The organism is Streptomyces sp. NPDC088194 (assembly GCF_040702025.1).
Lineage (GTDB): Bacteria > Actinomycetota > Actinomycetes > Streptomycetales > Streptomycetaceae > Actinacidiphila.
Genome location: NZ_JBFBIV010000018.1, coordinates 75,664 through 99,764, shown reverse-complemented (window position 1 = coordinate 99,764; position 24,101 = coordinate 75,664). Strand labels below are relative to the sequence as shown.

Annotated in this window: 15 protein-coding genes and 1 pseudogene; 8 read left to right on the top strand and 8 right to left on the bottom strand. The window is 68.3% G+C overall.

Translation table 11 applies throughout. The features are described from left to right. Positions 1 to 43: 43 nt before the first annotated feature. Entirely contained in the window at positions 44 to 1,453 is a 1,410-nt protein-coding gene (locus AB0399_RS12765; protein WP_366411266.1) for a recombinase family protein, read from the top strand. Between the two features lie 47 nt (positions 1,454 to 1,500). Here AB0399_RS12765 and AB0399_RS12760 read toward each other — a convergent pair whose 3' ends face one another. Beyond that, the gene (locus tag AB0399_RS12760; protein WP_366411265.1) at positions 1,501 to 2,520 is read right to left on the bottom strand and encodes a hypothetical protein; all 1,020 of its coding nucleotides are present in this window, start codon (positions 2,518 to 2,520) and stop codon (positions 1,501 to 1,503) included. 416 nt (positions 2,521 to 2,936) lie between these two features. Between AB0399_RS12760 and AB0399_RS12755 the strand changes: the two genes are divergently transcribed. Both AB0399_RS12755 and AB0399_RS12750 read left to right on the top strand, forming a co-directional pair. Beyond that, the gene (locus AB0399_RS12755) at positions 2,937 to 3,473 is read left to right on the top strand and encodes a hypothetical protein (RefSeq protein ID WP_366411264.1); all 537 of its coding nucleotides are present in this window, start codon (positions 2,937 to 2,939) and stop codon (positions 3,471 to 3,473) included. A gap of 3 nt (positions 3,474 to 3,476) precedes the next feature. Continuing rightward, positions 3,477 to 3,782, top strand: a complete 306-nt coding sequence (locus AB0399_RS12750) for a hypothetical protein (protein WP_366411263.1) — start codon at positions 3,477 to 3,479, stop codon at positions 3,780 to 3,782. Between the two features lie 45 nt (positions 3,783 to 3,827). On the opposite strand, the gene AB0399_RS12745 is transcribed toward AB0399_RS12750, so the two are convergent. Then, the gene (locus AB0399_RS12745) at positions 3,828 to 4,277 is read right to left on the bottom strand and encodes a DUF2199 domain-containing protein (protein WP_366411262.1); all 450 of its coding nucleotides are present in this window, start codon (positions 4,275 to 4,277) and stop codon (positions 3,828 to 3,830) included. 180 nt (positions 4,278 to 4,457) lie between these two features. On the opposite strand from AB0399_RS12745, the gene AB0399_RS12740 reads away from it, so the two are divergent. The 3 genes from AB0399_RS12740 to AB0399_RS12730 all read left to right on the top strand — a co-directional run bounded on the left by AB0399_RS12740 (position 4,458) and on the right by AB0399_RS12730 (position 6,459). Continuing rightward, entirely contained in the window at positions 4,458 to 4,895 is a 438-nt protein-coding gene (locus AB0399_RS12740) for a DUF4259 domain-containing protein (protein ID WP_366411261.1), read from the top strand. A gap of 266 nt (positions 4,896 to 5,161) precedes the next feature. Then, positions 5,162 to 5,476 (top strand): creatininase family protein, encoded by a 315-nt coding sequence (locus AB0399_RS12735; RefSeq protein ID WP_366411260.1) that lies wholly within the window; start codon positions 5,162 to 5,164, stop codon positions 5,474 to 5,476. A 77-nt stretch (positions 5,477 to 5,553) separates the two neighbouring features. Beyond that, positions 5,554 to 6,459 (top strand): LLM class flavin-dependent oxidoreductase, encoded by a 906-nt coding sequence (locus AB0399_RS12730; RefSeq protein ID WP_366411259.1) that lies wholly within the window; start codon positions 5,554 to 5,556, stop codon positions 6,457 to 6,459. A gap of 132 nt (positions 6,460 to 6,591) precedes the next feature. Here AB0399_RS12730 and AB0399_RS12725 read toward each other — a convergent pair whose 3' ends face one another. The 3 genes and pseudogenes from AB0399_RS12725 to AB0399_RS12715 all read right to left on the bottom strand — a co-directional run. Next, entirely contained in the window at positions 6,592 to 12,690 is a 6,099-nt protein-coding gene (locus AB0399_RS12725) for a hypothetical protein (RefSeq protein WP_366411258.1), read from the bottom strand. 70 nt (positions 12,691 to 12,760) lie between these two features. Then, positions 12,761 to 14,953: a hypothetical protein gene (locus AB0399_RS12720; RefSeq protein WP_366411257.1), complete on the bottom strand. Its 2,193-nt coding sequence runs from the start codon at positions 14,951 to 14,953 to the stop codon at positions 12,761 to 12,763. A gap of 417 nt (positions 14,954 to 15,370) precedes the next feature. After that, positions 15,371 to 15,586, bottom strand: a pseudogene (locus AB0399_RS12715) (LLM class flavin-dependent oxidoreductase); the annotation flags it as partial. A gap of 399 nt (positions 15,587 to 15,985) precedes the next feature. On the opposite strand from AB0399_RS12715, the gene AB0399_RS12710 reads away from it, so the two are divergent. Both AB0399_RS12710 and AB0399_RS12705 read left to right on the top strand, forming a co-directional pair. Continuing rightward, the gene (locus tag AB0399_RS12710; RefSeq protein WP_366411256.1) at positions 15,986 to 16,567 is read left to right on the top strand and encodes a DUF6344 domain-containing protein; all 582 of its coding nucleotides are present in this window, start codon (positions 15,986 to 15,988) and stop codon (positions 16,565 to 16,567) included. 429 nt (positions 16,568 to 16,996) lie between these two features. Continuing rightward, positions 16,997 to 17,854 (top strand): Cof-type HAD-IIB family hydrolase, encoded by an 858-nt coding sequence (locus tag AB0399_RS12705; RefSeq protein WP_329374136.1) that lies wholly within the window; start codon positions 16,997 to 16,999, stop codon positions 17,852 to 17,854. A 57-nt stretch (positions 17,855 to 17,911) separates the two neighbouring features. Here the strand turns inward: AB0399_RS12705 and cydD are convergent, their stop codons facing one another. From cydD to AB0399_RS12690, 3 genes are read right to left on the bottom strand one after another with little or no spacing between them, the layout of a single operon-like run. After that, complete coding sequence (gene cydD / locus AB0399_RS12700) at positions 17,912 to 21,433, bottom strand: thiol reductant ABC exporter subunit CydD (protein WP_366411255.1); 3,522 nt, start codon at positions 21,431 to 21,433, stop codon at positions 17,912 to 17,914. Between the two features lie 58 nt (positions 21,434 to 21,491). After that, positions 21,492 to 22,496: a cytochrome d ubiquinol oxidase subunit II gene (gene cydB, locus AB0399_RS12695; RefSeq protein WP_329367063.1), complete on the bottom strand. Its 1,005-nt coding sequence runs from the start codon at positions 22,494 to 22,496 to the stop codon at positions 21,492 to 21,494. Between the two features lie 33 nt (positions 22,497 to 22,529). After that, positions 22,530 to 24,062: a cytochrome ubiquinol oxidase subunit I gene (locus AB0399_RS12690; protein ID WP_366411254.1), complete on the bottom strand. Its 1,533-nt coding sequence runs from the start codon at positions 24,060 to 24,062 to the stop codon at positions 22,530 to 22,532. Positions 24,063 to 24,101: the final 39 nt, after the last annotated feature.

Below are 24,101 nucleotides of genomic sequence, written 5' to 3'. Positions count from 1 at the left end.
TTGTTCATACAATCGGTTCATGCGGCGACACGAGGCACAGGAAATGACAATAACCCCAGGTGAACCGGCGGCTCTGTACTGCCGGATATCCCAGGCGGACGACGATGACCAGACCGGCGTCGACCGCCAGGAGCGCATCTGCCGGGAGATCGCCGAGCGCCGCGGGCTAGTCATCGACCCGAGCCACGTCTTCGTGGACAACAGCCGCTCGGCATGGCGGCGAAACCGCAAGCGGCCAGGCTGGGACCAACTCCTCGAAAGTGCCCACCGCCGCGAGTTCCGGCACATCATCGCCTACCACCCCGACCGCCTGATGCGGCAGCCGCGAGACCTCGAAGAACTGCTTCAAGTCTCGGACGACCACCAGATCCTGCTCCACGGCGAAGCCAACCGGCGGAACCTCTCCGACCCCGACGACCGCTTCATCCTGCGCATCGAGGTCGCCCACGCCTGCCGCTCCTCGGACGACACCTCGCGCCGCCTGAAGTCGGCTCTGAAGGAGCGGGCCGAGACCGGCCTCCCGCACTCCGGCAAGCGCCGCCTCGGTTACGAGGTGGACGGCATGACCATCCGCGAGGACGAGGCCGAGATCGTCCGTGAGGTCTTCGACCGCTACCTGAAGGGCCAGAGCCCGAGCGCCATTGCGCTTCTCCTCCACAAGCGCGGCATCAAGACCGTCTACGGCAAAGAGTGGTCCCAGGGCACCGTCCGGGCCCTCCTCGACTCGCGGCACGTCGCCGGCATCCGCATGCACCAGGGCGAAGAGGTCGGGCCGGGCAAGTGGCCCGCGATCATCGAGCCCGGCATCTGGCAGGAGACGCGTGCCCGGCGCGAGTACCGGTCCGCCGTCCACCAGACCAACCTGGAGCTGCGCCGCTTCTACCTGCTCCGAGGGCTGGTGATGTGCGGGCGCTGCGGCACCCTCATGTCCGGCACGAAGGTGGGTGCTGTGCCGTCGTACTTGTGCACCCGCAAGAGCCGGAACGGCGACAAGAAGTGCGTACGACGCATCGCGGCAGTGAAGTTGGAGGGCTTCGTCACCGATGCGGCCATCGACCTCCTGCGCAGGCTAACAATCTCCGGCCAGCTCGCCTCGACCTCCTTGCCGGACGCGGCCTCCCGATCCGTGGAAGCCGATCAGCAGCAACTCGACGAGCTGAACCAGATGTGGACCACGAAGGAGATCACGACAGCGGAGTACCGCGGCATGCGCAAGGAGATCACCGACCGCATCGCCAAGGCACAGCGACGCCTGGTCGTCCGGCCGATGAAGCTGCTAGAAGGGCTCACCGGGCCAGAGGCGAGCAAGGCGTGGGAAGCCGAAGAGATGACGGACGAGCGGCGCAACGCCGTGATGCGCTTCCTCTTCGCCGGAGTCGTCATCGGCGCGTCGACCAAACCCAGCGGCGTCTTCGACTGGGACCGCATCAGCATCGAGCAGAACCCGCTGTAGCGCCTACGCGTCTCGTCTGGCGTCGAGCCCCCGAGGTAGCTGGAACATCATGGGGTTCCGATAGGTGGCGCATCGGCGAGCGTGCCCGTCGATGGCGGCGCGGCCGACTTCGTCGCACGCTGCTGGAGAACCGCCACAGCGTCCTTGACACGACCGAGGTCGAGGAGATGCCAGGCCAGAACGCTGCTGTCAGGGGCGTGTCGTTCGAGGACGGCGACGGCCTCCTCGGTGCGTCCGGCGTCGGCCAGCAACTCGGCGATGGACTCGGCGGCGTACCAGGTGCCTCCCTCGGGGTGCGCCCGTGCCCGCTCGATCGCGTTCTCGCGTAGGCCACAGGCGACCATGAGCGGGAGCCGCATTCTGAAGAAATCCCAGCTCTCCTCGCCTCGGCGCGCTGCGAGGGCGTCGAGGTAGGCGAGGCCCTCCTGGGCGCGGCCCTGGTCTGCGCACAGAGTGCACAGCATGTCGACGATCCAGTCCTCCTCGCCGCCGGGCGAGTCAGCGAGCGCGCGTATGCCCGCAAGGGCTTCGTCGCCTCGCCCGTGGCGCACGAGGAGTTGCGCGAGCTGTACGGACCCGTGGTAGCGGCGGGCCGGTGAGTCCCCCGGCTGCTGGTACACCGCGATCGCACCCTCTATGTCACCCCCCTCCTCCAGTACCTCGGCGAGGCGCTGCGCGGCATGCCCGTGGTACTCGGCCGCAGCATACGTCCGCAGTTCCTGGACCCGGTCGTGGCGGGCCAACAAGTCGGCCAGCTGGTCGCCACCGTTGACCGAGGTGGTGTCCCTGGTGCCCAGCAGGCCGATTGCTTCGTCGACCCGGCCCTGTCGTTCGCGGATCGTCGCGAGCAGGCCCACAGCATTGCCGGGTTCGACGCCGTGGCGGCGGCACGCCGGGGTTCCGCAGCCGGGCGCCGCCTCGATGCGATCCGTCAGCAGTACGGCGACGTCCTCGTCCCTACCCGTGCCCTCGGCGACATCGACCAGGGCGGCGGCCAGGAACCAGTCGGCAACGTGCGGGCTGAGCAGGGTAAACGCCTCATCACCCCGACTTCGACCTGCCCCCACTGCTCCAACAGCTCTGCTGCGGCCTCGACCGCAGTCCACCACCCGGTGGCGATGTACGGGGCGAGGACTTCCCGAGCCTCTGCTTGCCGAGCCCGCCCGCCGAGCAGCCGCGCCTGCTCTCGCGCGCAGAACCACTCCCCGCGGCCGGCTTGGAACTTGACCTCTTCGGCATGACCGAGTTCGAGAAGGCGGGAGACCAGGGGCGGGGGAATGCAGCCGGAAAGCGTCCGGGCCCGGTAGTCAAGATCAGCAGCGTCCACGAGACCGTACCCTAGGCTGCGCCTCGGACACCGACCTTCCGTCGGCAGCGCAACGGTCCTGCTGGCCCCTGATTCTGCCGTCCGCCTCCAATACGCGAGTAGGTGAGGGCGTTCGCGCGCTGGGATGCGCCAGCAGGTCATGGAACGCTGTACTGCATGAGCCAGTCGACCCCCTACGACGACGACCGTGCCAAGTACTCCCGCCAGGGACTCGCCCGGCTCGTGCTCTCCGATCAAGCCCAGGACGTAGCTACCAGTGCCGCCGGCCTCGTGGGTACCCGTCAAGATGCCGACACCGGCCTCGGAGGGCGAGTCAGCCAGGCCCAACAGCTCGTCGAACTGGCCGAGCGAGCCTTGGTCTCGGCGATCATCTACGAGGTGGAGCGTGGAAGTTCCTGGGAGCAGGTCGCCGCGTACCTCGGGATCAGAGCTGACATGGCCGAGGAACAATTTTCCCCTGCTCTCCTGCAGTGGAACACCGCTTTCCAGGCGCCGTACCGCTTGGACGAGTCCGGCCGCAAGCGCATCCCTCAACTGCCTTCTGCTGCATACGATCCCGTGTTCGCCTGTCGCCAACTCGACGCCTGGGCGTTCATCCACCACATCGGGATCGACGACCAGCAGGCCGTCAGCGCCGGCCTCAACATGAGCGGCACTGTGGAGCAGCCCGACCCAACAGCCGAGGAGACCTGACAGATGGCTCTCAAAGGACTCGCCCCTGAACGAGTTGCACGCCTTTCGGTACTCGTCGCCGAGCTTCGCTCCATGCTGGCGACGGGTATGGACATGCCCGTCATCCAGCAGATACTGAGCGCTCGGGGCGTCGGCGTGATGGACTCGATCATCGTTACCCGCGAACTGCTCGGAGCGGGCTCCGAGGCTCTCGAGCAGGCGAAGACATTGGTCTTGACGAGCCCGGCACGTCACGTCGAACGGGGTCAACACCAGTCGCTGGTCGAGGAACTAACGCTCGCCATCAAGCGGATAGACCATCAGACCTGATAGTCGTCCCGAGGACCGGAGGATGAGTCGGTCAACAACGCGGGGTCATGCCGGATGCAGCACCGCAGTGGCGATCTCGCGTACGCGGTCAGGCGTGATCCCGTTGCGCTGTTCGACAGCGAGGGGGTGGTCGGTGGGCTCCAACTCGATGAAGGGGCGGTTGCCAACCGGTCGGGTGTGAGCGTTCGTCTTCAGGTTGGTGGTGCTCTCCGGGTAGAGGGCCAGTTCGGTGCTGAGCCAGCCGAAGTACGGCTTCTCGGCTTCGCGCTCTGGGGTGTTCCACACTTCGAGGGCGCGGGTGAAGTTGTCCTTGCTCAGGGAGACCCAGACGCCCCACGAGAAGACGTCCTCGCTGCCGATCACGGGTATCTCGATCAGGCCCCTGATGAAGAAGTGCTGGCCCTTGATCACGCACTGGTCGGACGACAGCATGCTGTCCGGATCGGTCTCGAAGCCAGGGCCCCAGACATCGGGAGCCTTGGTCGAGTAGCTCATGGGGAGCTGAGCGTGGTGGTCGCCGCAGTGTGGGCACGTGAAGCCGAGATCGTCAGACATGGCGTGAGCGTAGCGACCACCCAGCACCTCGATGCCGCCGTGCGTTGACGTTGTCATCAGCCAGCTTCAGCTGTCGGTGGCCGGTGCGAAGATCCCCAGAACACCAAGCGAGGAGATCACATGGGCACCTGGGACATCGGCCCCTTCGACAACGACACCGCTGCCGACTTCGCCGGCGACCTGGACGAGGCAGCCGTGGAAGAACGCGAGCCCGTGATTCGCAGAGCCCTCAAAGGCGCCGCCGATGCCACGGACTTTCTGGAGACCCCTGACGCCGAGAGAGCCGTTGCCGCGGCAGCCCTGGTTGCCGCGCAACATCCTGACGGCGTACCCACGAGCTCGAACTACGGTCCGTCGGAGCCGCTGCCCGAGTTCCCTGCGGACCTCCGGACGCTCGCTGTCGAAGCCTTGGATCAGGTGGTCGCCGAGTTGTCCGAACTCGCCGAGCTATGGAACGACGTTGCGGAGGGACGGAGGTGGCGCCAGGACATCACCCGCCTCCGTGATGTCCTCGACCCTCCGACCCCGCCACAAGACGCACCCCTCTTCGGGATCTGACCGGCGGCGCGCGTGCACGGACCATGGAGCCCGAGCCGTGACCACCTCGCACTCTGTCTCGGATTCTGCGAAGGGCGCACACCGGGTGCTCCGTTGGGGTCGCCGATCCCCTCTGGATACGCTCCGAGCCATGAGCGGACCCGTGTTGGTGATCGAGCTGGCCGAAGCCCCTTCGCGATCGGCCATCCACCGAGTCCGCGAGTTCCTGGTTCGCTCCTCGGCGCGCCTGCAACGTCGTCCAGGAAGCCAACCTCACCGAACCCCGTATGACTCTCTTCCCCACCCCGGCCGAATGGACCCGCGCCCGCGAACACGCGGGCCTGGCCACCAACTCCCACGACGACATGCACGCCGGCGAGATAGAGACCTCGATCCTCCTGCACGCCGAACCCGACCACGCCGCCCCCGACCGCCCCTTCCTCCTCACCCACGGCATGCGCGCCTACACCGACACCGGCGTCATCGGCTACCCCTCCCACGCCACAGCAGCCAAGGGCAAAGCCGTCCTGACCAGCCTCACCCACGACTTCGAAACCCACCTCCACGCCCTCGACGAAACAGGGCCGACCACCAACGCGTAGGAGGTCTACCGGCATCAAGCCCGCCACGCAGCGCGAAGGACCGCTGGACGGGTGCTGGCGGCCATAAGCTCCCGGACATGAGTCTGCGCCTGAGCACCGTGATCCTGCCGATCTACCGTTGGGCCGAGGGTCGAAAGGTATGGCAGGGAGCCGAGGAACTCGGCTTCCACACCGCCTACACCTACGACCATCTCTCATGGCGGGTGCCGTTCCGGGACCGGACGTGGTTCGGTGCGATCCCGACGCTGACCGCAGCCGCCGGCGTGACCGACAGCATCCGGCTGGGCACCCTCGTTACGTCACCCAACTTCCGTCATCCCGTGCCGCTGGCGAAGGAGTTGATGACGCTCGACGACCTGAGCGGCGGCCGGGTGACGCTCGGGATCGGAGCCGGCGGGACCGGGTTCGACGCGACTGTCCTCGGGCAGCAGCCCTGGACGCCGAGGGAGCGAGCCGACCGCTTCGCCGAGTTCGTCGAACTCCTCGACCGCCTCCTGGTGCAGGGAGACATCACCTTCAACGGCCGCTACTACTCCGCCGTCGAGGCACGCAACGTCCCCGGCTGCGTGCAGACCCCCCGCCTGCCCTTCGCCGTCGCCGCCACCGGCCCGCGCGGCATGAGCCTGGCCGCGAAGTACGGGCAAGCGTGGGTGACCACCGGCGACCCCGCCCTGTACGAGACCGGCAGCCCCAAGGAGTCCCTGGACGCCATCCGCGGCCAGGTCGACCGCCTTTCGACCGCCCTGCGCGACGCCGCCCGCGACCCCGACAGCGTCCCCAAGATCCTCCTCACCGGCTTCACCCCCGACCGCGCCACCCCCTTCGAATCCCTGGACGCCTTCGTCGACTTCGCCGGCCGCCACGCGGAGGCCGGCATCACCGAGATCGTGATCCACTGGCCCATCCCCGACTCCGACTTCGCCTACGACCACGCCACCTTCGAACGCATCGCCATCGAGGCCCCAGGGCAAATCACCGCTTGAGTTCAGCCCTCCAGCAGCCCGCCCTACCGTCGGACACCGCGTGAGAACCACGGCCCTCGGTCTCTTGACCGCTTGCGGAAGGCTGGGCTGGCTGCCAAGACGTGCGGGCGGCCCAGCCCAGCCTCCCCACGGTCATCCCTTGAGCGCCACGCACCGGCGCAATAGCGGTTCCAGACGCAAGTGACCGTCTTCATGGTCGAACACTTGAAGGGCGTCGAGGCAATCGACAATCCAGCGCGCCTCGTCCTCATCCTCGATCTTGAGAGCCACAGCGGTCACCGCGCTCTCCAGATCGAACGAGCGATCCTCAAATTCCTCGTCGAGGGCCCGATACGCCGCGATGAGCAGCAGGTCCTCGTACACACCGGTCGACTCGGCAAAGGCACGGGTCTCAGCCGGACTCATGCGGAGCTCTGTCATGCGGCGCAAGGCCTGGTCTGCGTCCCGCAGTTCGCTGTGCAACCGGTGTGCTTGGCCGACCAAGCTGGGCCAACCGCCGGTCAGCTCGTGAAGTAGATCGAGACGGTCCTCGGTGTGGAACATGTCTACACGCTGAGCCCAACTGCGCAGGCTGCGGCGATCGTGGCGGCGCAACACCACTGGCGCGGCCGAGGTGGATTCGGTCCCCGTCAGCAGGCTGCGCCACAGGGGTAGCTGCACGGTATTGACGATGATGACGGCCGCGCGGGTGACCCCAGGAGTCGTCGGCAGCAGGGTCTCTGCGAGGTCAACCGCCTCTCGGCAGGTCTCCGGACGTACCGGGTCGCGGTAGTTGACGAAGTCACTGATGACGACACGCCGCTCCTGAGGGCGTCCCCCAGTGAGTTCCTGCCGGTAGACGCTGGGCCTGCCGACCGCTGGAAGGCTCCACCCGTCGACGGACCCGGCGATCGTACGCAGGGCTCCGGCGACGTCGGTGACTCCGGTGGCAGAGGTTCCGAGAACGATCCTGGTCCGGTTGGACCGCTCTCCCAGAAGGTCATCGAGCTGGGTGTTGGTCAGCGGGGCCGGTCGACCGTCCGGCAATTCCGGTCGGCCCTCCTGCACAATGCTTTCCTGCAGTTCGCAGTCTTGTTCGGCTCTCAGCAGGCGGGCCTCCACTTCGTGGGAGGTACCGATCATGCGCAGGGCATTCGGACCGCGAAGATGCCAGCCGAGACCATCGTGGTTGGGCGCCAGGACGCCGAGTCCCACCATCTCGGAGAGGTATGCGCGAAAGCCCTCGGTGTCGAGCTGCTCGAACCCCTCACGCCAGTACGTCTCACACTCGTCGCGCAGCTCGGTGTCGCTCAAACGCACTTCCAGGCCGTGATGGCGAGCGTGGTAGGCCAATACATTGGCGATCACGTCGTAGCGGTGGTCGAGACTCAGCGTGTCCTTGAAGGCTGCCGAGATGCCGTCCCTGAGCGCGGCGTCCGATTCCACCACCTCGATGTCGGCCACCTCCACCTCGTATGGCGGGCCCTCGATTCCTCGCCGTGCCCGCTTGCGCTGCATCAGCTCAACCAGCCGATGTCCAAACATCTGGAGCAGGAAGGGCTGATAGGAGCAGAAACCAAGAACACGGTTGACGAGATCCAGATCCTTGAATTCCAGCCCAAGTGCCCGCATTGGCTCGACCAGCAACTCAGCCGCGGACTGGGGAGCGAGCGGGCCGATCACCTTCGGAGTCTGTGCGAGGTGACCGAAGGGTCCGTTACTCGCGAGCTTGGAGAAGCGCTGCACGGAATGTAAGCCAGCGAAGACGACCTTGGCGCGGTCTTTGGTATCAGACCCCAGGCCCTTGAGTCTCTTGGTCTGATCGAAGCGAGGAGCGTCAGCCTCGAAGAACTGGTCGCATTCATCCAGCAGGATAAGCAGCTTGCGGCGCGAGTCGCCTTCCAGCCATGTCCTGATGCCGGCACGCACCCGTTCCGAGATCTCCTGTCGTTTTCTGCGCCCCTGCGTTCTGTCGTCGAGTACCTGCGCTGCGGTCAGTTCCCGTTCCAGAACGCTCCACAGCGTCTCTGGCCCGAACGAACTGCCCTTCCCGATGTTCTCCTGATCGAGGTTCACGTACACCGCCAAGTTATAGCCGGGGCGCTGCTCAGTGAACCGCTCGCCGGCATCGGCGAGCAAAGCAGATTTGCCGAGCCCTCGGCCTCCGTAAATCACCTGCGTGCCGCGCGGGTCAAGGATGCTCTTGCGCTCAGCCTCCCGGCCGTAGAACATCTCGCCACCGATACGACCGCGCTTCTCCCTGATATAAGGGTTAACGCCCGAGAAGGGGAGCAGTGTCTGCGTGGTGGTGCTGACCTGTCGGTTTCCACGGGCGGCGAGATACGCGAGAGCGGCGTCGTCCACGACCAACAACGACTGCAACCGGGCCGAACCAACCGCGAGTTCCCGGCGTGCCTCGCAACTCAACGTGCCGAAGTAGAGCACAAGGAGGCTCGCGTCGCTGGTGTCACGCTCCGCCCAGCTCATGACAACCTTGGTGTGCGGTCGACCCCAGACCATCATCACCCTGAGATTGCCGCCCTGTTCCGTGATCTCGGAGCCGAACGCGGGCGCTTTGGCTCTGCCATTGACCTCTACTCCGGTTGCTTCGAAGAGTCGGTACTCTCTGCGGTGCTGTGACCCGTCATCGAGCACTCTGGCGCTCTTCGCGTCGTAGCCGAGGAGTTTGAGAAGTGGCGGTACCTGTCTCGTCGGAGCCACGTGAAGCCGGTCGTTCCGTTCGGCGCCGGCCAGCACACGCCACTCCTCAAGCGCATCGGCGGCGAGTGCCGCCTCATCAGTGGAGAGGTCACCGTAGTCCAGGACAGGGAGCGAAGGGTGCTTCCCACCGGACCGCACCAGAGCCACCAGGCCGTCGTCGATACCTCCCGGCAGACCGTCGGGCACGGCCGGGAAGAAGTCGGGCAGGTGGGACTCTCCTCCCTCGATCTCCGGGACCGGTTCGCCGATCTCCAGGAAGTACACGAGGTCGGCAGCGGTGGCCAGGTCGTTTGTCTCCAGACGCCGCAGTACCTGGTCCCGTTCTTCGGTGGCGAGGTCCAAGGCGTCAAGTCGGGCACGGATTCGATCGGCCGCCTGCCGCCGAAAAGCTGGTAGGTCGCTCCGTACCGTGTCCAGCGCGCGACGCACTTCCCTCAGGTCGTGTGCGCCGGGCCCCTCAAGGCGATCGCGTGCGTCGGCCAGTAGCTCCTGGAGGCGTAGGTCCTGGTCCTCGGTCACGGCACCATCAGCCTGGGCACGGTGTAGTTCGGCGATGAGAGTGCGGTGGCTCTCGCGCAGCTCTACGCGCCGATCGGCTTCCCGGTCGTCGACCTGGGTGTCTGATAGCGGTGCGAACTCTACGGCCTGCGCTGCGGGAAGCAGTCCGCGCACGGACAGGTCGATGATGGCGCGTGCCGCGGTGAAGGCGTCATGTGAGAGTCGTTCGTCGAAGGCATCATGCCAGCTCCGGTCGACAGCGGCGAGGAGCCCGTCGAGCGAAGGCCGCTCATCGATGGAGTCACACACCTTCAGTAGTTCTGCGTTCAGCGCGAGTTCCAGGTCGACCGGACCGTCGGACCGTGAGGCCGCAGAGTCACCGGCCAGCAGGGCGAACAGCTCCTCCATCGAAGAGTGCGCCGCCCAAGCCGTCGCAGCTGATATGGCGTCCGAGCTCCGTGCGAGCCGCTTCAGGTCGGCGAGCACATCCTCCTTGCCGTCCAGCAGAGATTGGCGCAGAGCGGAGATCTCCTTGGCGGCTCGATCACTGTCGGAACGGCCGCTGCGGCGGCTGCCGTCTACCACCAGGCACCATTCTTTGACGAGGCCGACCGCGCGCTCCACGAGATGCACCAGATCCTGACGTCCCGAGCCCTGCAACGGCTTGCCGCTGGATGCGCGGTGCTTGCGGTCCATACGATCGATCTCGCTGTTGATCTCGGCCAGCTTCGATAGCCGTTCGGCCTGCTCCCGTGCATCCTGGAGAGAGTCGCGGTTGTCGTCGGCCACTGTCGCGAGCAGCCGCCCGAGCATCCCATCGACAGGGGCAAGCCAGCGCTTGGCGATCTCCGTGGCCCGTGCGAACCGCAGCCTCTGTGGTGTGAGCAGAAGGCGACTATGTTCGCGCAGCTCGCGCAGCCGGACCACGTTCTGAGATGTGTCGGCCGCAAGGGGGGACGCGATCATCAAGGCACCACTGAGGGCACGGTCGGCGACGGCGGTCGCCGCCTCCCCGAGCCGGTCTGGAAGCCGAGGCACAAGTGCCTTGAGTTGCGCGCCTGCCAAGTGGTCGCCAGTGATCAGTGCAGTACGCAGCAGTGCAGGCAGCAAGATGAGCTCAGCGCCGTCGGTGTCCTGGCCGGCGTAGCGTCCGTAGTCCTGGAGCAGGTCCGATGTCAGCCGAGCGCTCTGGCTGTCACCAGAGGTGAGCAACGCGGCGGCACCTGCGAGGCGGAGCGCCGCTACCTGGGGCTCTGGGCCGCCGGCGACGAACGTGAGATGGTGCGCGAGCCCGAAGCGTCGGTCAGCGACGAGCTTTGCCAGGGCCTGTTCCACCGCGGCCTCAAACGTATGGTCCACTCCGGGAGCGTCTATCTGCCGGACGGACTTCCCCATGGTGAGAAGGTCTGCCGGTTCGACAAGCGGTGGGACAGAACCTTCTGAGCCCGTATCGGACACCTTGCCGGTGTCGACGCTGGGTGTGATTTGCGTATCCCCAGTGGAGACCGGCTCGTGCACCGTCGCGTGGGCAGGCGGAGCTGCATTCCTGCGGGAAGCGGAAAGGGGCGGGGCCTTCTCGAGCGAGGCGTCGACAGTCTCCGCCGCTGATTCGACAAGCTGCTCGGCCGCGGGCTCTGCGGCCTTCTCGTCCGCGGGAGCGTCGATAGGACCACTCCCCTCAGGATCGGACGGCGCACGGTCGGCGTCCTCCTGAAACATAACCAGTTCATGAGCTAGGACCACCGCCGTGGCACACGCAGGTGGCAGCACCCGCAGCACCTTCTCTTGCAGGGCAAGGATCTCCGCCGCGGCGTCTGCCCGCCTGCCAAGTCGGACGAGACGGGCCAGGGCAGCGAGCGCGGCGCTTTCCTCCCGTTGCGGCTCGGCCCAGGGCTGTGTCTCCAGCAGGCGGCGGGTCGCATCGCGTACGGCGTCGGCGGCAACAGCGGCAGCAGCCGAGCCATCCGGGCGGGAGGCGATGGCCATCAGCTCGCGCAACCCTTCCTGCGTCTGGAGATCACGCTCGCGCGCCTCGCGATGGGCGCGTGCGGCTCGGGATAGATCGTCCAAGCGGCGTGGCACCCCTTCGATTCCTGCCGCGTGGAATGCCGCATCAACGCTGTCGAAGACGGCGCCGATCGCCGCGAGCGGAACCAGGTCCTCCTCCTGCGGCGGGCGACCGTCCACGACGGCGCGGGTTACCTTGTCTGCGGCCTGCCGGGCTTGCGCGAGGGCCGACTCCAATTGGCGGCACGCAGCCTCTGCATCTGTTTCTTCGTCGCTTCGGAGGCTGGGGGACGCCACAGAGGCCGCTTCGTCGAAGGTGGGGCTTCCGGGCGGCAAGGACGTGGCAGTGCCGGAGCCTGTGCCTTTCGGATCTATGGCGGCGGTGCTCGCGGGTGCGCCGCCACGTCCAAGGGAAAGTTCGTCGTCCTCCTGCGTTCCGGGGGCGAAGTCCGGGTAGGCATCAACGATCAAGCGGGCTTCGGTACCGACTGCAGCGAGTTGGCTTGCCTGTATCTCGTCGTTCGACAGCCCGAACCAGTCCTGCTCGGCCGTCCACGTAAGAATGTGCGCGTCGGCGACAGTAGCGTTGCACCACGCAAACACTGTTGCCCGAACGAGCGTCGGGCCCCAACGGGCCACCGGGTCGGGAACCACCTCTCCGGCCTGTGCGAAGACGGACTTGACCAGTTGATCTAACACGGTGGCTGTGAGGCTGCCGACCCCGCACGTGCAGGCGTGTTGCCGGGATTCGCGGCGCATTCTCGTTAGGACGTCTCGGCACAGGGCTTTGCTCACCCGTCGGGGAGCCGCCATGCGAATGCCCAGGTTGCGGAGGAGCTCCTGCCGGTCTCGCGGCCGCAACGAGTTGAAGGCCAGCTCCACCATATCGACCGTGAGGTCGTTCAGGGCCGCGATGGCCGGGGTGTCCAAGGCGTTGAGTGCCGCAGCCAAGCCTTCGAGGTCTTGGGCCGAGACGTTCGCCGGAGACAGCGGTGGCCCCGTGACGACTCGGTAGCGATCCTGCATGTACACGTACTCCGTTTCTTGTTGAACGCATCGGGGAGACCGGACTGGCCCGACGCTCGAATGTGTTGCGTCAGCGACAGCGGGTGTGATCAGTGACGAACGTGTAGCCGTAGGGCAGCTCCCAGCCATCCGCCTTGCCGAGCCTGCGGCAATGCTCTCGGAAGGCCGTACGCTGAGCCTCACTCGGTGAGTGGCCAGGTCTCAGTCGGCGCAGATGGCCGGGGACGAATTGGACGACACCGTATGGCTCCTCAACGGCCGGCTCTGTGTGTGCCCACGGGCGGATCACTCGTGGTTGGGAAGGGCGATAGCCGAGGAGCGGAACGGTCCGTTGACCGTCCCGCGGTGGGAAATGCGCCTGCCCCCAGCCGTCTCGACTGCCGAGGACTGATTCCAGCAGTCGCCCTGCGAGCAGCTCCGAGATGGCTGCACTGAGGGCAGCCGCCTGCGATTGGGCTGGCCGCCGTCCGTATATGGCGCTAGGCAATGCGGCCCGGTCCATCAACGCGTGGCCGTCCAAGGTGAGCAGACCGCAACGGCGCACCGTACGCATGACCAGCTGACGAGGGCCGAGCCCGATCGCGCTGTCACCGTAGCGGTCACTCCCCGGAGCGTCCTCTCTGGTGAGCACCTGCGGGTCATAACAGTGCCCTGTCTCGCGATCACCGATGAGCACCTTTTCGCCGAGCGGCATCGTCGTGATGCGGATCACCTGCTCGCCGCGGCGTAGACGCGACTCAAGCATCAGCCCGGGAAAGAATTCCTCAGGCCAGGCGATTCCCGTTATCCGGCCTGATCTGTCAACCAGTTCGGTGGTGACGTCCTGCACCGCGAACTTCTCGCCCAGTTTCTGGCCGGCGTGCTTGACTTCGAGGCGGACTGCGGAAGTCCTGTCCTGCGACCAGCGAAGCTCCTCCATGACAAGGGGAGGCAATGGGAACCAACCGTTGATGAGCTGGTCCAACCGAAGGGGGGCCCGCCAGACGACCTGCTCCATGTCGTTCCGCAAAAGAGCGACGGGACCGAGAGAGGCGCCGTCGGCCAGAGGGGCGTCGACCGGTGCCCACTCCCGCGCCTGCTCCAGCGGCGTGGGTAGCGTCGAATCCCAGCCACGTCCGCTGGGAGCCAGCGGATCTCCGGTGGCTTCAGCATCGCCGGGGTGGTGTGAGCGCCACACACCTCCACCTTCGAAGGCGTCGTCGAGTGTAATCCGCGAGCCATTCTCGAACAGGCCCTGGTCGCTGTCCCCTCGTACGGTGTCAGCGAGTGCGAGGTTCGCCCGACACACCGCTGTCGCGTACCCAGTACCTGTGAGTAGTCCCTCGGCGCCCGAGAACCCGCGAAGCCGTGGTCCGACCGCTGTGTACACGGTAATCGGCGACGTGAGGCCGTAGCGCCGTTTACCTGGCGTGGCTGCGTTCTCGATCGCCGCAGCAAGCGACCGCAAGTCACCACCGCCCAGCGGCCCAGTGTCCCGCCAACAGGCCGCGAGGGAGGTTCGGGTCATGGCGTAGCCCTGCCACGTGCGGAGGACGTCGCTGGACCTGAGCACCCCCCGCACTGTGTCGAGGAGCCCGAGCAGCCCCGCCCGCAAGTCACCGTCGTGCGTGCTATCTACCAATGCGGCAAGTGACACGGGGACGAACGGACTGAGCAACTGTTCCCGTGCCGTTGTCAGGAGATGGTCCGCATACGCCGCCAACTCATCGTGCCCAGCCACATCAGATGACACGTAGCCGACATTCACGACAACGTGTGCGTCCTCATTGATCCAGCGCTGGCGCGTGCGCAGACGATGGAGCTGAGCCTGCGACAAGCTCAGAGCTGGACCGAAGGCGTGGAAGTCCGGGACTAAGAGCTCCCGACGTTGTGCCGCCCCACCGTTTCCCGGCTTCCCGGGGCCGTCGGCTCCGACCGGTGCACCCGAGACCCAGGCGGGCACGTCTCCAAGGGCACGCGTCCCAGGGTGGGCCCCCTCTCTGTAGACGATCTCGGCATACAGCGGGTCCGAGCCGGTGTGCACCCGCACCATCGCTCCGACAGGAAGCGCAGGGGCAGACTCACCGAAGGTGATCACGGGGAAATCGTCGAGGCGAAGCGGACTGCCGCCATAGCCGTCGCCGCCGAGTTCGTAACCGAAATACAGTGCGTTGAAGGCGACGTTGGTGTGCACAGGCATTGAGCGGACTTCCACGACGGCGTCCAGATAACGCCGCAACCGATCCCGTTCCGCGACGGGTACGGCCTCGTAGCCTTTCGTCATGGCGGAGGTCAGCAGAGCCCGATCCCCGTATGGATCAGGTGGCTGAGCTGTGCCACGAGCCCTCGCTGCCGTCACGTGCCTCTTACGCTCGTCGACCGCTACAGGAACGTACGAGCCCGGGTCTCCGCCCATGTCACCTCCACCTCCGCTTCGGTCGGTTGCAGTCCGAAGCGCGGTAGTCCCGCAGCGTAGGCCGACTCGGACAGAAGTGGGGGCACTTTCATCACTTTGCGATGGTCCGCGGGGCTTCTCAGCGAGCGTGGCCGATCGTCAGGTGTCGGTGGACGGACTGCCTGGTGCCCAGGAGAGCAGTCCCACTCGGGGCGACGAGCCATTTGAGACGCAGCGCCAGCAGCCTTGTGGGCTTGGAGAGTGCGATTCCCCAGGTCAGCCCGTGATGCGTGGACGCGGCTTGACTGAGGTCACCATCGTGCCGAGCCGGATCGTCGACGTCGCCCCGGCGGCAGCGGTCAACGTCGGGATCGCCCCGTACCAGGGCCCGTCCCGGAACGTCCGCCACGACAGGTGGTCATAGGTGTAGGCCGCGTGGAACCCCAGCTCCTCCGCCCCCTCCCACACCTTCCGACCCTCGGTCCAGCGGTAGATCGGCAGAATCACAGTGCTCAGGCGCATGCTCATGCGGCAGAGCCTACGGGTGGGGATCGATCCGATCCGGTAAGTACGAGGCCCGCCCTGGATCTCCCTGGGAGCGGGCGGATACGGCGCCGCCGGTGGGCAACCGGCGAGGGTCCGGTCCCGGATCTTCGGTGCCGGTGTGCCGGGCGGGTGAACGTCGTGTCGGGCTCGCCGAAAAACCTGGTCGGAGCCGTCGTCGGCGGCCTGGGACAAGGGCTGTGCGGGCAGGGCGCCCGCCTCCCGGACCCTGGTCCGGAATGCCGTGGTTGCACCATCCGGGTGGCGTTGATGTGAATATCGCCGAACCCAAGGTGCGGCTCCACGCATTGTGTGCTCGTTTCCGCATCATCGGATTAGTCAGTTCACCGCATGACGAGAACAGGAAGCGAGAGGTCGATGGCTGCCGACATCAAGACGTTCTGGGGCGCGCTGCTCAGCGTGCTGCTCAAGTGCATCGCCGCGTTGGGATTCGCCACTCCGGACCGCACCGCGGCCCGTCGGCAGGCTGTCGCCGCCGACATCACCGCCGCCACCGTCGAGAACACCGCGCGGGCCGCGGTGGGGACACGAGCGGAGGTGGCGGCGGGTGCCCCGACAAGTACGGTGCCGGCCCCGGTCGGCCCGCCGGCGCCGCCGAAGCGCCGAGGAGCGGGCGCCCGCATCCCCGCACCGCGTGCGGCCGAGTCGCGCCTGGTGCGCAGGAGCCGGGGCCGGACGCTGCCGCCCACCATGAAGCAGCGCATCGGCGCCGAAGCACACGGCACCTCGCCCAGTGCCCGCAGCCTGCGCACCGCCGACGGGCTGGACGAGTTCGGTGACCTCGGCGCCCTCGCCGCCGCGGCCGGCGCACCCGCTGCCGCCGCGTCGACCGGTTCGACCGCCTCCAACGACCTCGGTGCCCAGCCGCACCGCGAGAACGCCCCGAGCCGGTCCGGCGCCGCGCAGGCCACCCGCGAGCTCTTCACCCGCGCCGCCTGATCCAGCGCCTTTTCACCCGATGAACGCGTTCGACCCGATTCACCCGCAAAACCCCTTCGTGGCAACGCGGTTGATCCCTCGACGGACACCGGCCACGGCTTGAACCAGCGGCTCCGCTGAGCGGATCTGCGCACCACCGAGCGGGACAAGGTTGCGGTGCGGAAGGATGGGGCAGTGACCCCAGCCACCGAGCCAGCCGAGTCTTCCGACGCCCGCCACCGGCCCGAGGCCCACACGGACCCCAGGACCGGGCCCGAGAACCACCAGCAGAACCAGCGCGACAAGCAGCAGAACCAGCAGGACACGCAGGACGACAGGCACGACGGACCCGGCCGACAGAGCCGGCACGACGAGCACGACAGGCACGAGCACCACCAGCAGCACCACCAACAGACTTACGAAAAGACCTTCACCGACCCCGGACCGCGGCTGATCGCCACCGATCTGGACGGCACGCTGCTGCGGGACGACAAGACGATCTCGCAGCGGACGACCGCCGCCCTGGCCGCCGCCGAGGACGCAGGCGTCGAGGTCTTCTTCGTCACCGGCCGCCCCCTGCGCTGGATGGGCGTGGTCGCCCAGCACCTCGCCGGGCACGGTATGGCCATCGTCGCGAACGGTGCCGCGGTCTACGACCTGCGGGCCGGCACGCTGATCGAGGCGTTCCCGCTGCCCGAGGACGACGCGCTGGCGATCGCGCACGCGCTGCGTGCGGCGGTCCCCGGTACGACCTTCGCGGTCGAGCGCACCTTCGGCTTCCGGCGTGAGCCCGACTATCCGGCGATCGAAGCCGACAGTTCCGTGCCCCGCGCGGGCATCGAGGAACTCCTGGCCGCCGACCGCGCCCAGCCGCTGCTGAAACTGCTGGCCAAGCACCCTTCCCTCGACCCGGACGAGTTCCTTGCCATCGCGCTCACGGTGGCAGGCGGGCATGGCGAGGTCACCCGCTCCAGCGAGTCCGCCCTGCTGGAGATCAGCGGCACGGGTGTCAGCAAGGCCACCACCTTGGCCAAGTGCTGCGCCGAACGCGGGGTGACCGCCGCCGAGGTGGTCGCCTTCGGTGACATGCCGAACGACCTGGCGATGCTGAGCTGGGCCGGCACATCCTACGCCGTCGCCAACGCCCATCCGCAGGTGCTGGCGACCACCACGTACCGCACCGAGTCCAACGACGACGACGGTGTGGCCCGCGTCATCGAACGCGTCCTCGCCGCCCGCGCCGAACGCGCCGAACGCGCTGCTCTCGAACGCGACCCCGTCGACCTCCCGCGCCGCGACCTGCGCTGACCGGACGGCCCGAATCGCCCGGACAGCCCGGACAGCCCGGCCCGCGCAGCCCCGGGGTCAGACCCCCACCGGCTCCCGGGCGGCACGGGCCGTCTCCGTGCTCCGCTCCCGTTCCAGGGTGCGGCGGAACGGCCCTTCGACGGCGGCCAGTTCGTCGTACCCGCCGCGCTGCACGACGCGCCCGCCGGACAGCACCACGACCTCGTCCACGGCGCCGTCCGCGAGCCCGGCCAGACGGTGGGTGATCAGCACGGTCGTACGGCCGCGGGTGGCCGCCAGCAGATCGGCGGTGAGGGCGTCCGCGGTGGGCAGGTCCAGGTGCTCCGCGGGTTCGTCGAGGACGAGGACGGGGAAGTCGGCCAGCAGCGCGCGGGCCAGCGCGAGCCGCTGCCGCATGCCCCCGGACAGCCGGGCGCCGTGCTCACCGACCTCCGCGTCCAGGTCGAGTGCGAGCCGTGCCGCGGCCAGCGCCTCCCGCAGCTCGCCGTCGGGTGCGCCGGGCCTGGCCAGCCGCAGGTTCTCCCGCACGGTGCTGGCGAACACATGCGCGTCCTGCGCGCACAGACCGACCAGCCGCCGCACCTCGTCGCCGTCGAGTGCCGCGGCGTCCTCGCCGGCCAGCGTGTACGAACCCCGCTCCGCGTCGAGGAACCGCAGCAGCACGTGCGCCAGGGTGGTCTTGCCCGCGCCCGACGGCCCGACGACCGCGATCCGGCGGCCTGGCGTCAGGGTCAGGTCGACGCCGTCCAGCGCGGGCCGCTCCTGGCCGGGGTGACGAGCGGTCAGCCCGCTCAACACCAGCGGATACGGCGCCTCGGGGACCTGCCGCGGCCGCACGGGCTCCTGTACGGGCACAGGCGCGTCCAGCACGTCCCGTACGCGCTGTGCCGCCCTGCGGCTGCGCTGCCGCTGCTGGGCGGCCGACGGCAGCCCTGCGACGGCCTCGAAGGCGGCCAGCGGGAGCAGCACGAGTACGGCGAGCACGACGCCGTGCAGTTGGTGCGCGGCGACCGCCCGCACACCCACCCAGGCGCATCCGGTGACCGTAAGGCCGGTGACCAGTGCGGTGAGTCCGGCGCCGAGCGCGGTGGCGGCGGCCGAGCGGGCCGTGATCCGGCGCAGCGTCAGGTCGGCGTCGGCGGCCCGTGCGCGCCGCCCGGGCAGAGCGCCCGCCACGGTCAGCTCGGCAGTGCCGGTGAACAGCCCGAGCACCCGGGCGGACAGCTCGCCCCTGGCGGGCGCGAGTCGGTCCTCGGTTCGGCGGGCCACCGCCACGGACAGCGCGGGCACGGCCACGCCCGCGAGGAGCAGTCCCGCACCGAGCACGGCACCGGCCGCGGGCAGCAGCCACCCGGTGAAGGCGGCCGCACCGATCCCGGTCGCCGCCGCGGTCACGGCGGGCAGCAGCCAACGCAGGTAGTGGTCCTGGACGCCGTCCACGTCGGCGACCAGCCGCGAGAGCAGGTCACCACGACCGGTGCGGCCGAGCCCGGCGGGCGCCAGCCGCTCCAGCCTGCGGAAGACGGCGACCCGTACGCCGCCGAGCGCGCGGAAGACCGCGTCGTGGCCGACCAGCCGCTCCCCGTACCGGAAGGCGGCGCGACCGATGCCGAAGGTACGGGTCGCGGTGACGGCGACCATCAGGTAGAGCACGGGCGGCTGCTGGGCGGCGCGGCTGATCAGCCAGCCCGAGGTACCCATCAGGCCGACCGCGCAGCCGAGGGCGAGGACCCCGAGCGCGCAGGCACCCGCGAACCGGACCCGGAATCCGCGGGTCTCGCGGGCCTCGACGAAAGCGCCGATGCCCCGAAGGCGCCTGCCGGGGGCCGGATCGTCGAAGGGTGCCGCGGCCGGCTCAGCCGCTGCCACAGCCTGCGACGGCTCGGACGAGGACGCCGCCTGGGGCGGCTCGGAGACCGTGCGAAGCGCGGACTGCGACGGTCCCGCCGCGGCGAGGGACTGGACCTGGTCGGCCAGCGGCAGCAGAGCGGGGCGGTGCGCGATGAGCAGGACCGTGCGGGTGGCGGACAGTTCGCGCAGGGCCGCGACGACCTCGGCCTCGGTGTCCCCGTCCAGGTTGGCGGTGGGCTCGTCGAGCAGCAGCAGGGGCCGGTCGGCGAGGAAGGCGCGGGCCAGGGCGAGCCGTTGCCGCTGACCGGCCGACAGTCCCGCGCCGTCCTCCCCGATGACGTCGTCGGGAGCGGCGAACCCGGCCACCCCGGCGGCGGCCAGTGCGGACCGTACCTCCGCCTCGCTCGCGTCGGGCCGGGCCAGCCGCACGTTCTCCGCGACGGTCCCGGCGAACAGGTGCGGCCGCTGCGGCACCCAGGCGATCTGCCGGTGCCAGGAGGCTCGGTCGATGTCGGCGAGGTCGATCCCGTCCACGAGGATGCGCCCGGTGGACGGCTGGACGAAGCCGAGCAGGGCCCGCAGCAGCGTGGACTTGCCCACGCCGCTCGGCCCGGTGACGGCGACCGTCCGGCCGGGCGCGAGTTCCAGCGTGGTCCGGGCCAACCGCCCGTCCCGCGCCACCTCGACGCCCTCGACGAGGACCGTGGCCTTTCGCAGGTCGGGCGCGGGCACCCGGCCGGCATCCGTGGCCGAGGCGCCCGGGAGCGCGGTCTCCAGCACCTCGAAGACCTCCTCCGCCGCCGCCAGACCCTCTGCCGCCGCGTGGTACTGAGCACCCACCTGCCGCAGCGGCAGATACGCCTCCGGAGCGAGCACCAGGACCAGCAGCCCGGTGCGCAGGTCGAGTTCGCCGTGCACCAGCCGCATGCCGATGCCGACGGCGACCAGCGCGACCGAGATGGTGGCGAGCAGTTCCAGCACGAAGGACGAGAGGAAGGCGATCCGCAGGGTGCGCAGGGTGGCCCGCCGGTAGTCGTCGGTGATCTTCCGGATGTTGTCGGCCTGTGCCTTGGCCCGGCCGAAGACCTTCAGCGTGGGCAGTCCGGCGACCACGTCGAGGAAGTGCCCGGACAGCCGCGCAAGCAGCCGCCATTGGCGGTCCATCCGGTCCCGGGTCGCCCACCCGACCAGCGCCATGAACAGCGGCACCAGCGGCAGCGTCACCACGATGGTGACCGCGGAGATCCAGTCCGCGGTGGCGATCCGGGCCAGCACCACCAGCGGCACGACCGCGGCGAGCCCGAGTTGCGGCAGGTAGCGGGAGAAGTAGTCGTCGAGTGCGTCCACCCCGCGGGTGGCGAGCGTGGTCAGCTCGCCGCCGCGCTGCCCGGTCAGCCAGTTCGGGCCGAGCGCGGTGGCATGAGCGAGCAGCCGCTGCCGTAGCTGCGACTTGACCGCCGCGCCGGCCCGGTGCGCGCACAGTTCGGTGAGCCAGGCCACCAGCGCCCGTCCCACCGCCACCGCGGCCAGCGCGATCAGGTCGCCGCGCAACGCACCCACCCCGCGGCCCTGCTGGAAGCCGCCGACCACCACGTCGGCGATCAGCACCGCTTGGGCGACCATCAGCCCGGCCCCCGCCAGGCCCAGCAACACCGAGCCGGCGAGAAAGATCCGAGTGGTCCGCGCGTACCGCAGCAGTCGGGGATCGATCGGTTTCACGTGGAACATCCCCTTTCGTGTTTCACGTGGAACATGAGCAGAGGGGGCTTGACCTGGCGGGACATGATCAGTGCGCCGCTTCCGCGATGTGCTGGGTGCCGATCCGCTTGCGGAAGACCCAGTACGTCCAGCCCTGGTAGAGCATCACCAGCGGAGTCGCGATGGCCGCGCACCAGGTCATGATCCGCAGCGTGTACGGGGTCGCGGAGGCGTTGCCGACGGTCAGGCTCCACGCGCCGTTCAGCGAGGACGGCATCACGTCCGGGAAAAGCGAGAGGAAGAACATCGCGATGGTGGCGGCGATCGTCACCCCGGAGAAGGCGAACGACCAGCCCTCCCGCCCGGCGCGGTTCGCGACGAGCGCGGCGAGCATCGCCACGAGGGCGACCACCAGGGCGGGCAGGCTGCGGGCGCCGCCGCTGTGCACCTGCGTCCAGACCAGGAAGACCGCCGCAAGCACCGCCGTGACCAGGCCGACCCTGGTGGCCATCGCCCGGGCCCGGTCCCGGATCGGCCCGACCGTCTTCAACGCGGTGAACACCGCGCCGTGGAAGGTGAACAGCGCCAGCGTGACCAGCCCGCCGAGCAGCGCATAGCCGCCGAGCAGGTCCCCCAGGTTGCCCACGTACTCCTTGTTCGCGTCGATCTTCACGCCCCGCACGATGTTGGCGAACGCCACCCCCCACAGCACGGCGGGCAGTAGCGAGGTCCAGAAGATCGCGTGCTCCCAGTTGCGCTGCCAGCGCTCCTCGGGTCGCTTGGCGCGGTACTCGAACGCGACCCCGCGGACGATCAGGCAGACCAGGATCAGCAGCAGCGGCAGGTAGAAGCCGGAGAAGAGCGTGGCGTACCAGTCCGGGAAGGCCGCGAAGGTGGCGCCGCCCGCGCTGAGCAGCCACACCTCGTTGCCGTCCCAGACCGGCCCGATCGTGTTGATCAGCACCCGCCGCTCGGTGCGGTCGCGGGCGAGCAGCTTGGTGAGGACGCCGACCCCGAAGTCGAAGCCCTCCAGGAAGAAGTAGCCCGTCCACAGGATGGCGATGATGACGAACCAGACATCGTGCAGATGCATGTCCCGTATCCCTTCCGTTCCGTCGTCAGTCCGTCAGTACGAGAAGGCCATCGGCCGGTCGGCGTCCGTGGACGCGCCGGCGCTGTCGCCTCCGGGACCGCCGCCGATCCTGGTCGGGGGGTTCAGGTCGGCCTCGGTGAGCTCGGGCGGCCCCTGCTTGGCGTACTTCACCAGCAGCCGGACCTCGACCACCGCGAGCAGCCCGTAGAGCAGCGTGAAGACGATCAGCGAGGTCAGGACATAGCCGACGGACACCCCGGGGGAGACCGCGTCCTTGGTGCGCAGCACGCCGTAGACCACCCAGGGCTGGCGGCCGGTCTCGGTGAAGATCCAGCCCCAGGAGTTGGCGATCAGCGGGAAGACCATGGTCAGCAGGGCGATCCGCCAGTACCAGCGGGACAGCCGCGAGCCGAGCCCGAGGGTGCGGGTGAGCATCAGGTGCGGCACCTCGTCCTCGCCGGTGCGCCGATCCGGCGCGAGCCAGAAACGACGGCGGGTCAGCCACAGCCCGGCCGCACCGACCCCGATGGAGACCACCCCGAAGCCGATCATCCAGCGGAAGCCCCAATACTCGACCGGGATGTTCGGCCGGTAGTCGCCGGGACCGTACTTCTGCTGCTCGGCCTTGTTCACGTCGTTGATGCCGCCGACGTAGCTGGTGAAGTCGTCGGTGGCGAGGAAGGAGAGCAGGTTGGGGATGTCGATGGCGACCTCGTTGTGCCCCTTGTTGACGTCGCCGACCGCGAAGACCGAGAAGGGCGCGCCTTTCTGGCCGTCCCACAGCGCCTCGGCCGCGGCCATCTTCATCGGCTGCTGCTTGAACATCACCTTGCCGAGGGTGTCGCCGCTGATCGCGGTGAGCGCCCCGGCGACCACCGCGACGACCAGCGCCATCCTCAGCGAGGAGCGCATCACCGCGATGTGCTGCTTGCGGGCCAGGTGGTAGGCGGCGATGCCGATCATGAACGCGGCACCGGTGAGGAAGGCCGCGGACATGATGTGGAAGAACTGCGCGAGCGCGGTGTTCTGGGTGAGCACCGCCCAGAAGTCGGTGAGTTCGGCCCGCTTGGTCTTCGGGTTGTAGTGGTAGCCGACCGGGTGCTGCATCCAGGAGTTGGCGGCCAGGATGAAGTACGCGGACAGGATGGTGCCGATCGACACCATCCAGATGCAGCCGAGGTGGATGCGTTTGGGCAGCTTGTCCCAGCCGAAGATCCACAGGCCGATGAAGGTCGACTCGAAGAAGAACGCGATCAGCGCCTCGAAGGCGAGCGGCGCGCCGAAGACATCGCCGACGAAGCGTGAGTAGTCAGACCAGTTCATACCGAACTGGAACTCCTGCACGATCCCGGTCACCACGCCCATGGCGATGTTGATCAGGAAGAGCTTGCCCCAGAACTTGGTGGCTCCGAGGTACTTCTCCTTGCCGGTGCGCACCCAGGCGGTCTGCAGTGCCGCGGTGAGCGCGGAGAGCGAGATCGTCAGGGGGACGAAGAGGAAGTGGTAGACGGTCGTCACGCCGAACTGCCACCGGGCGACGTTCAGTGGCTCCAAAGCGAGCTGCACGATACGTCTCCTTTACTGCCGATACGCGTTCTGCTTGTG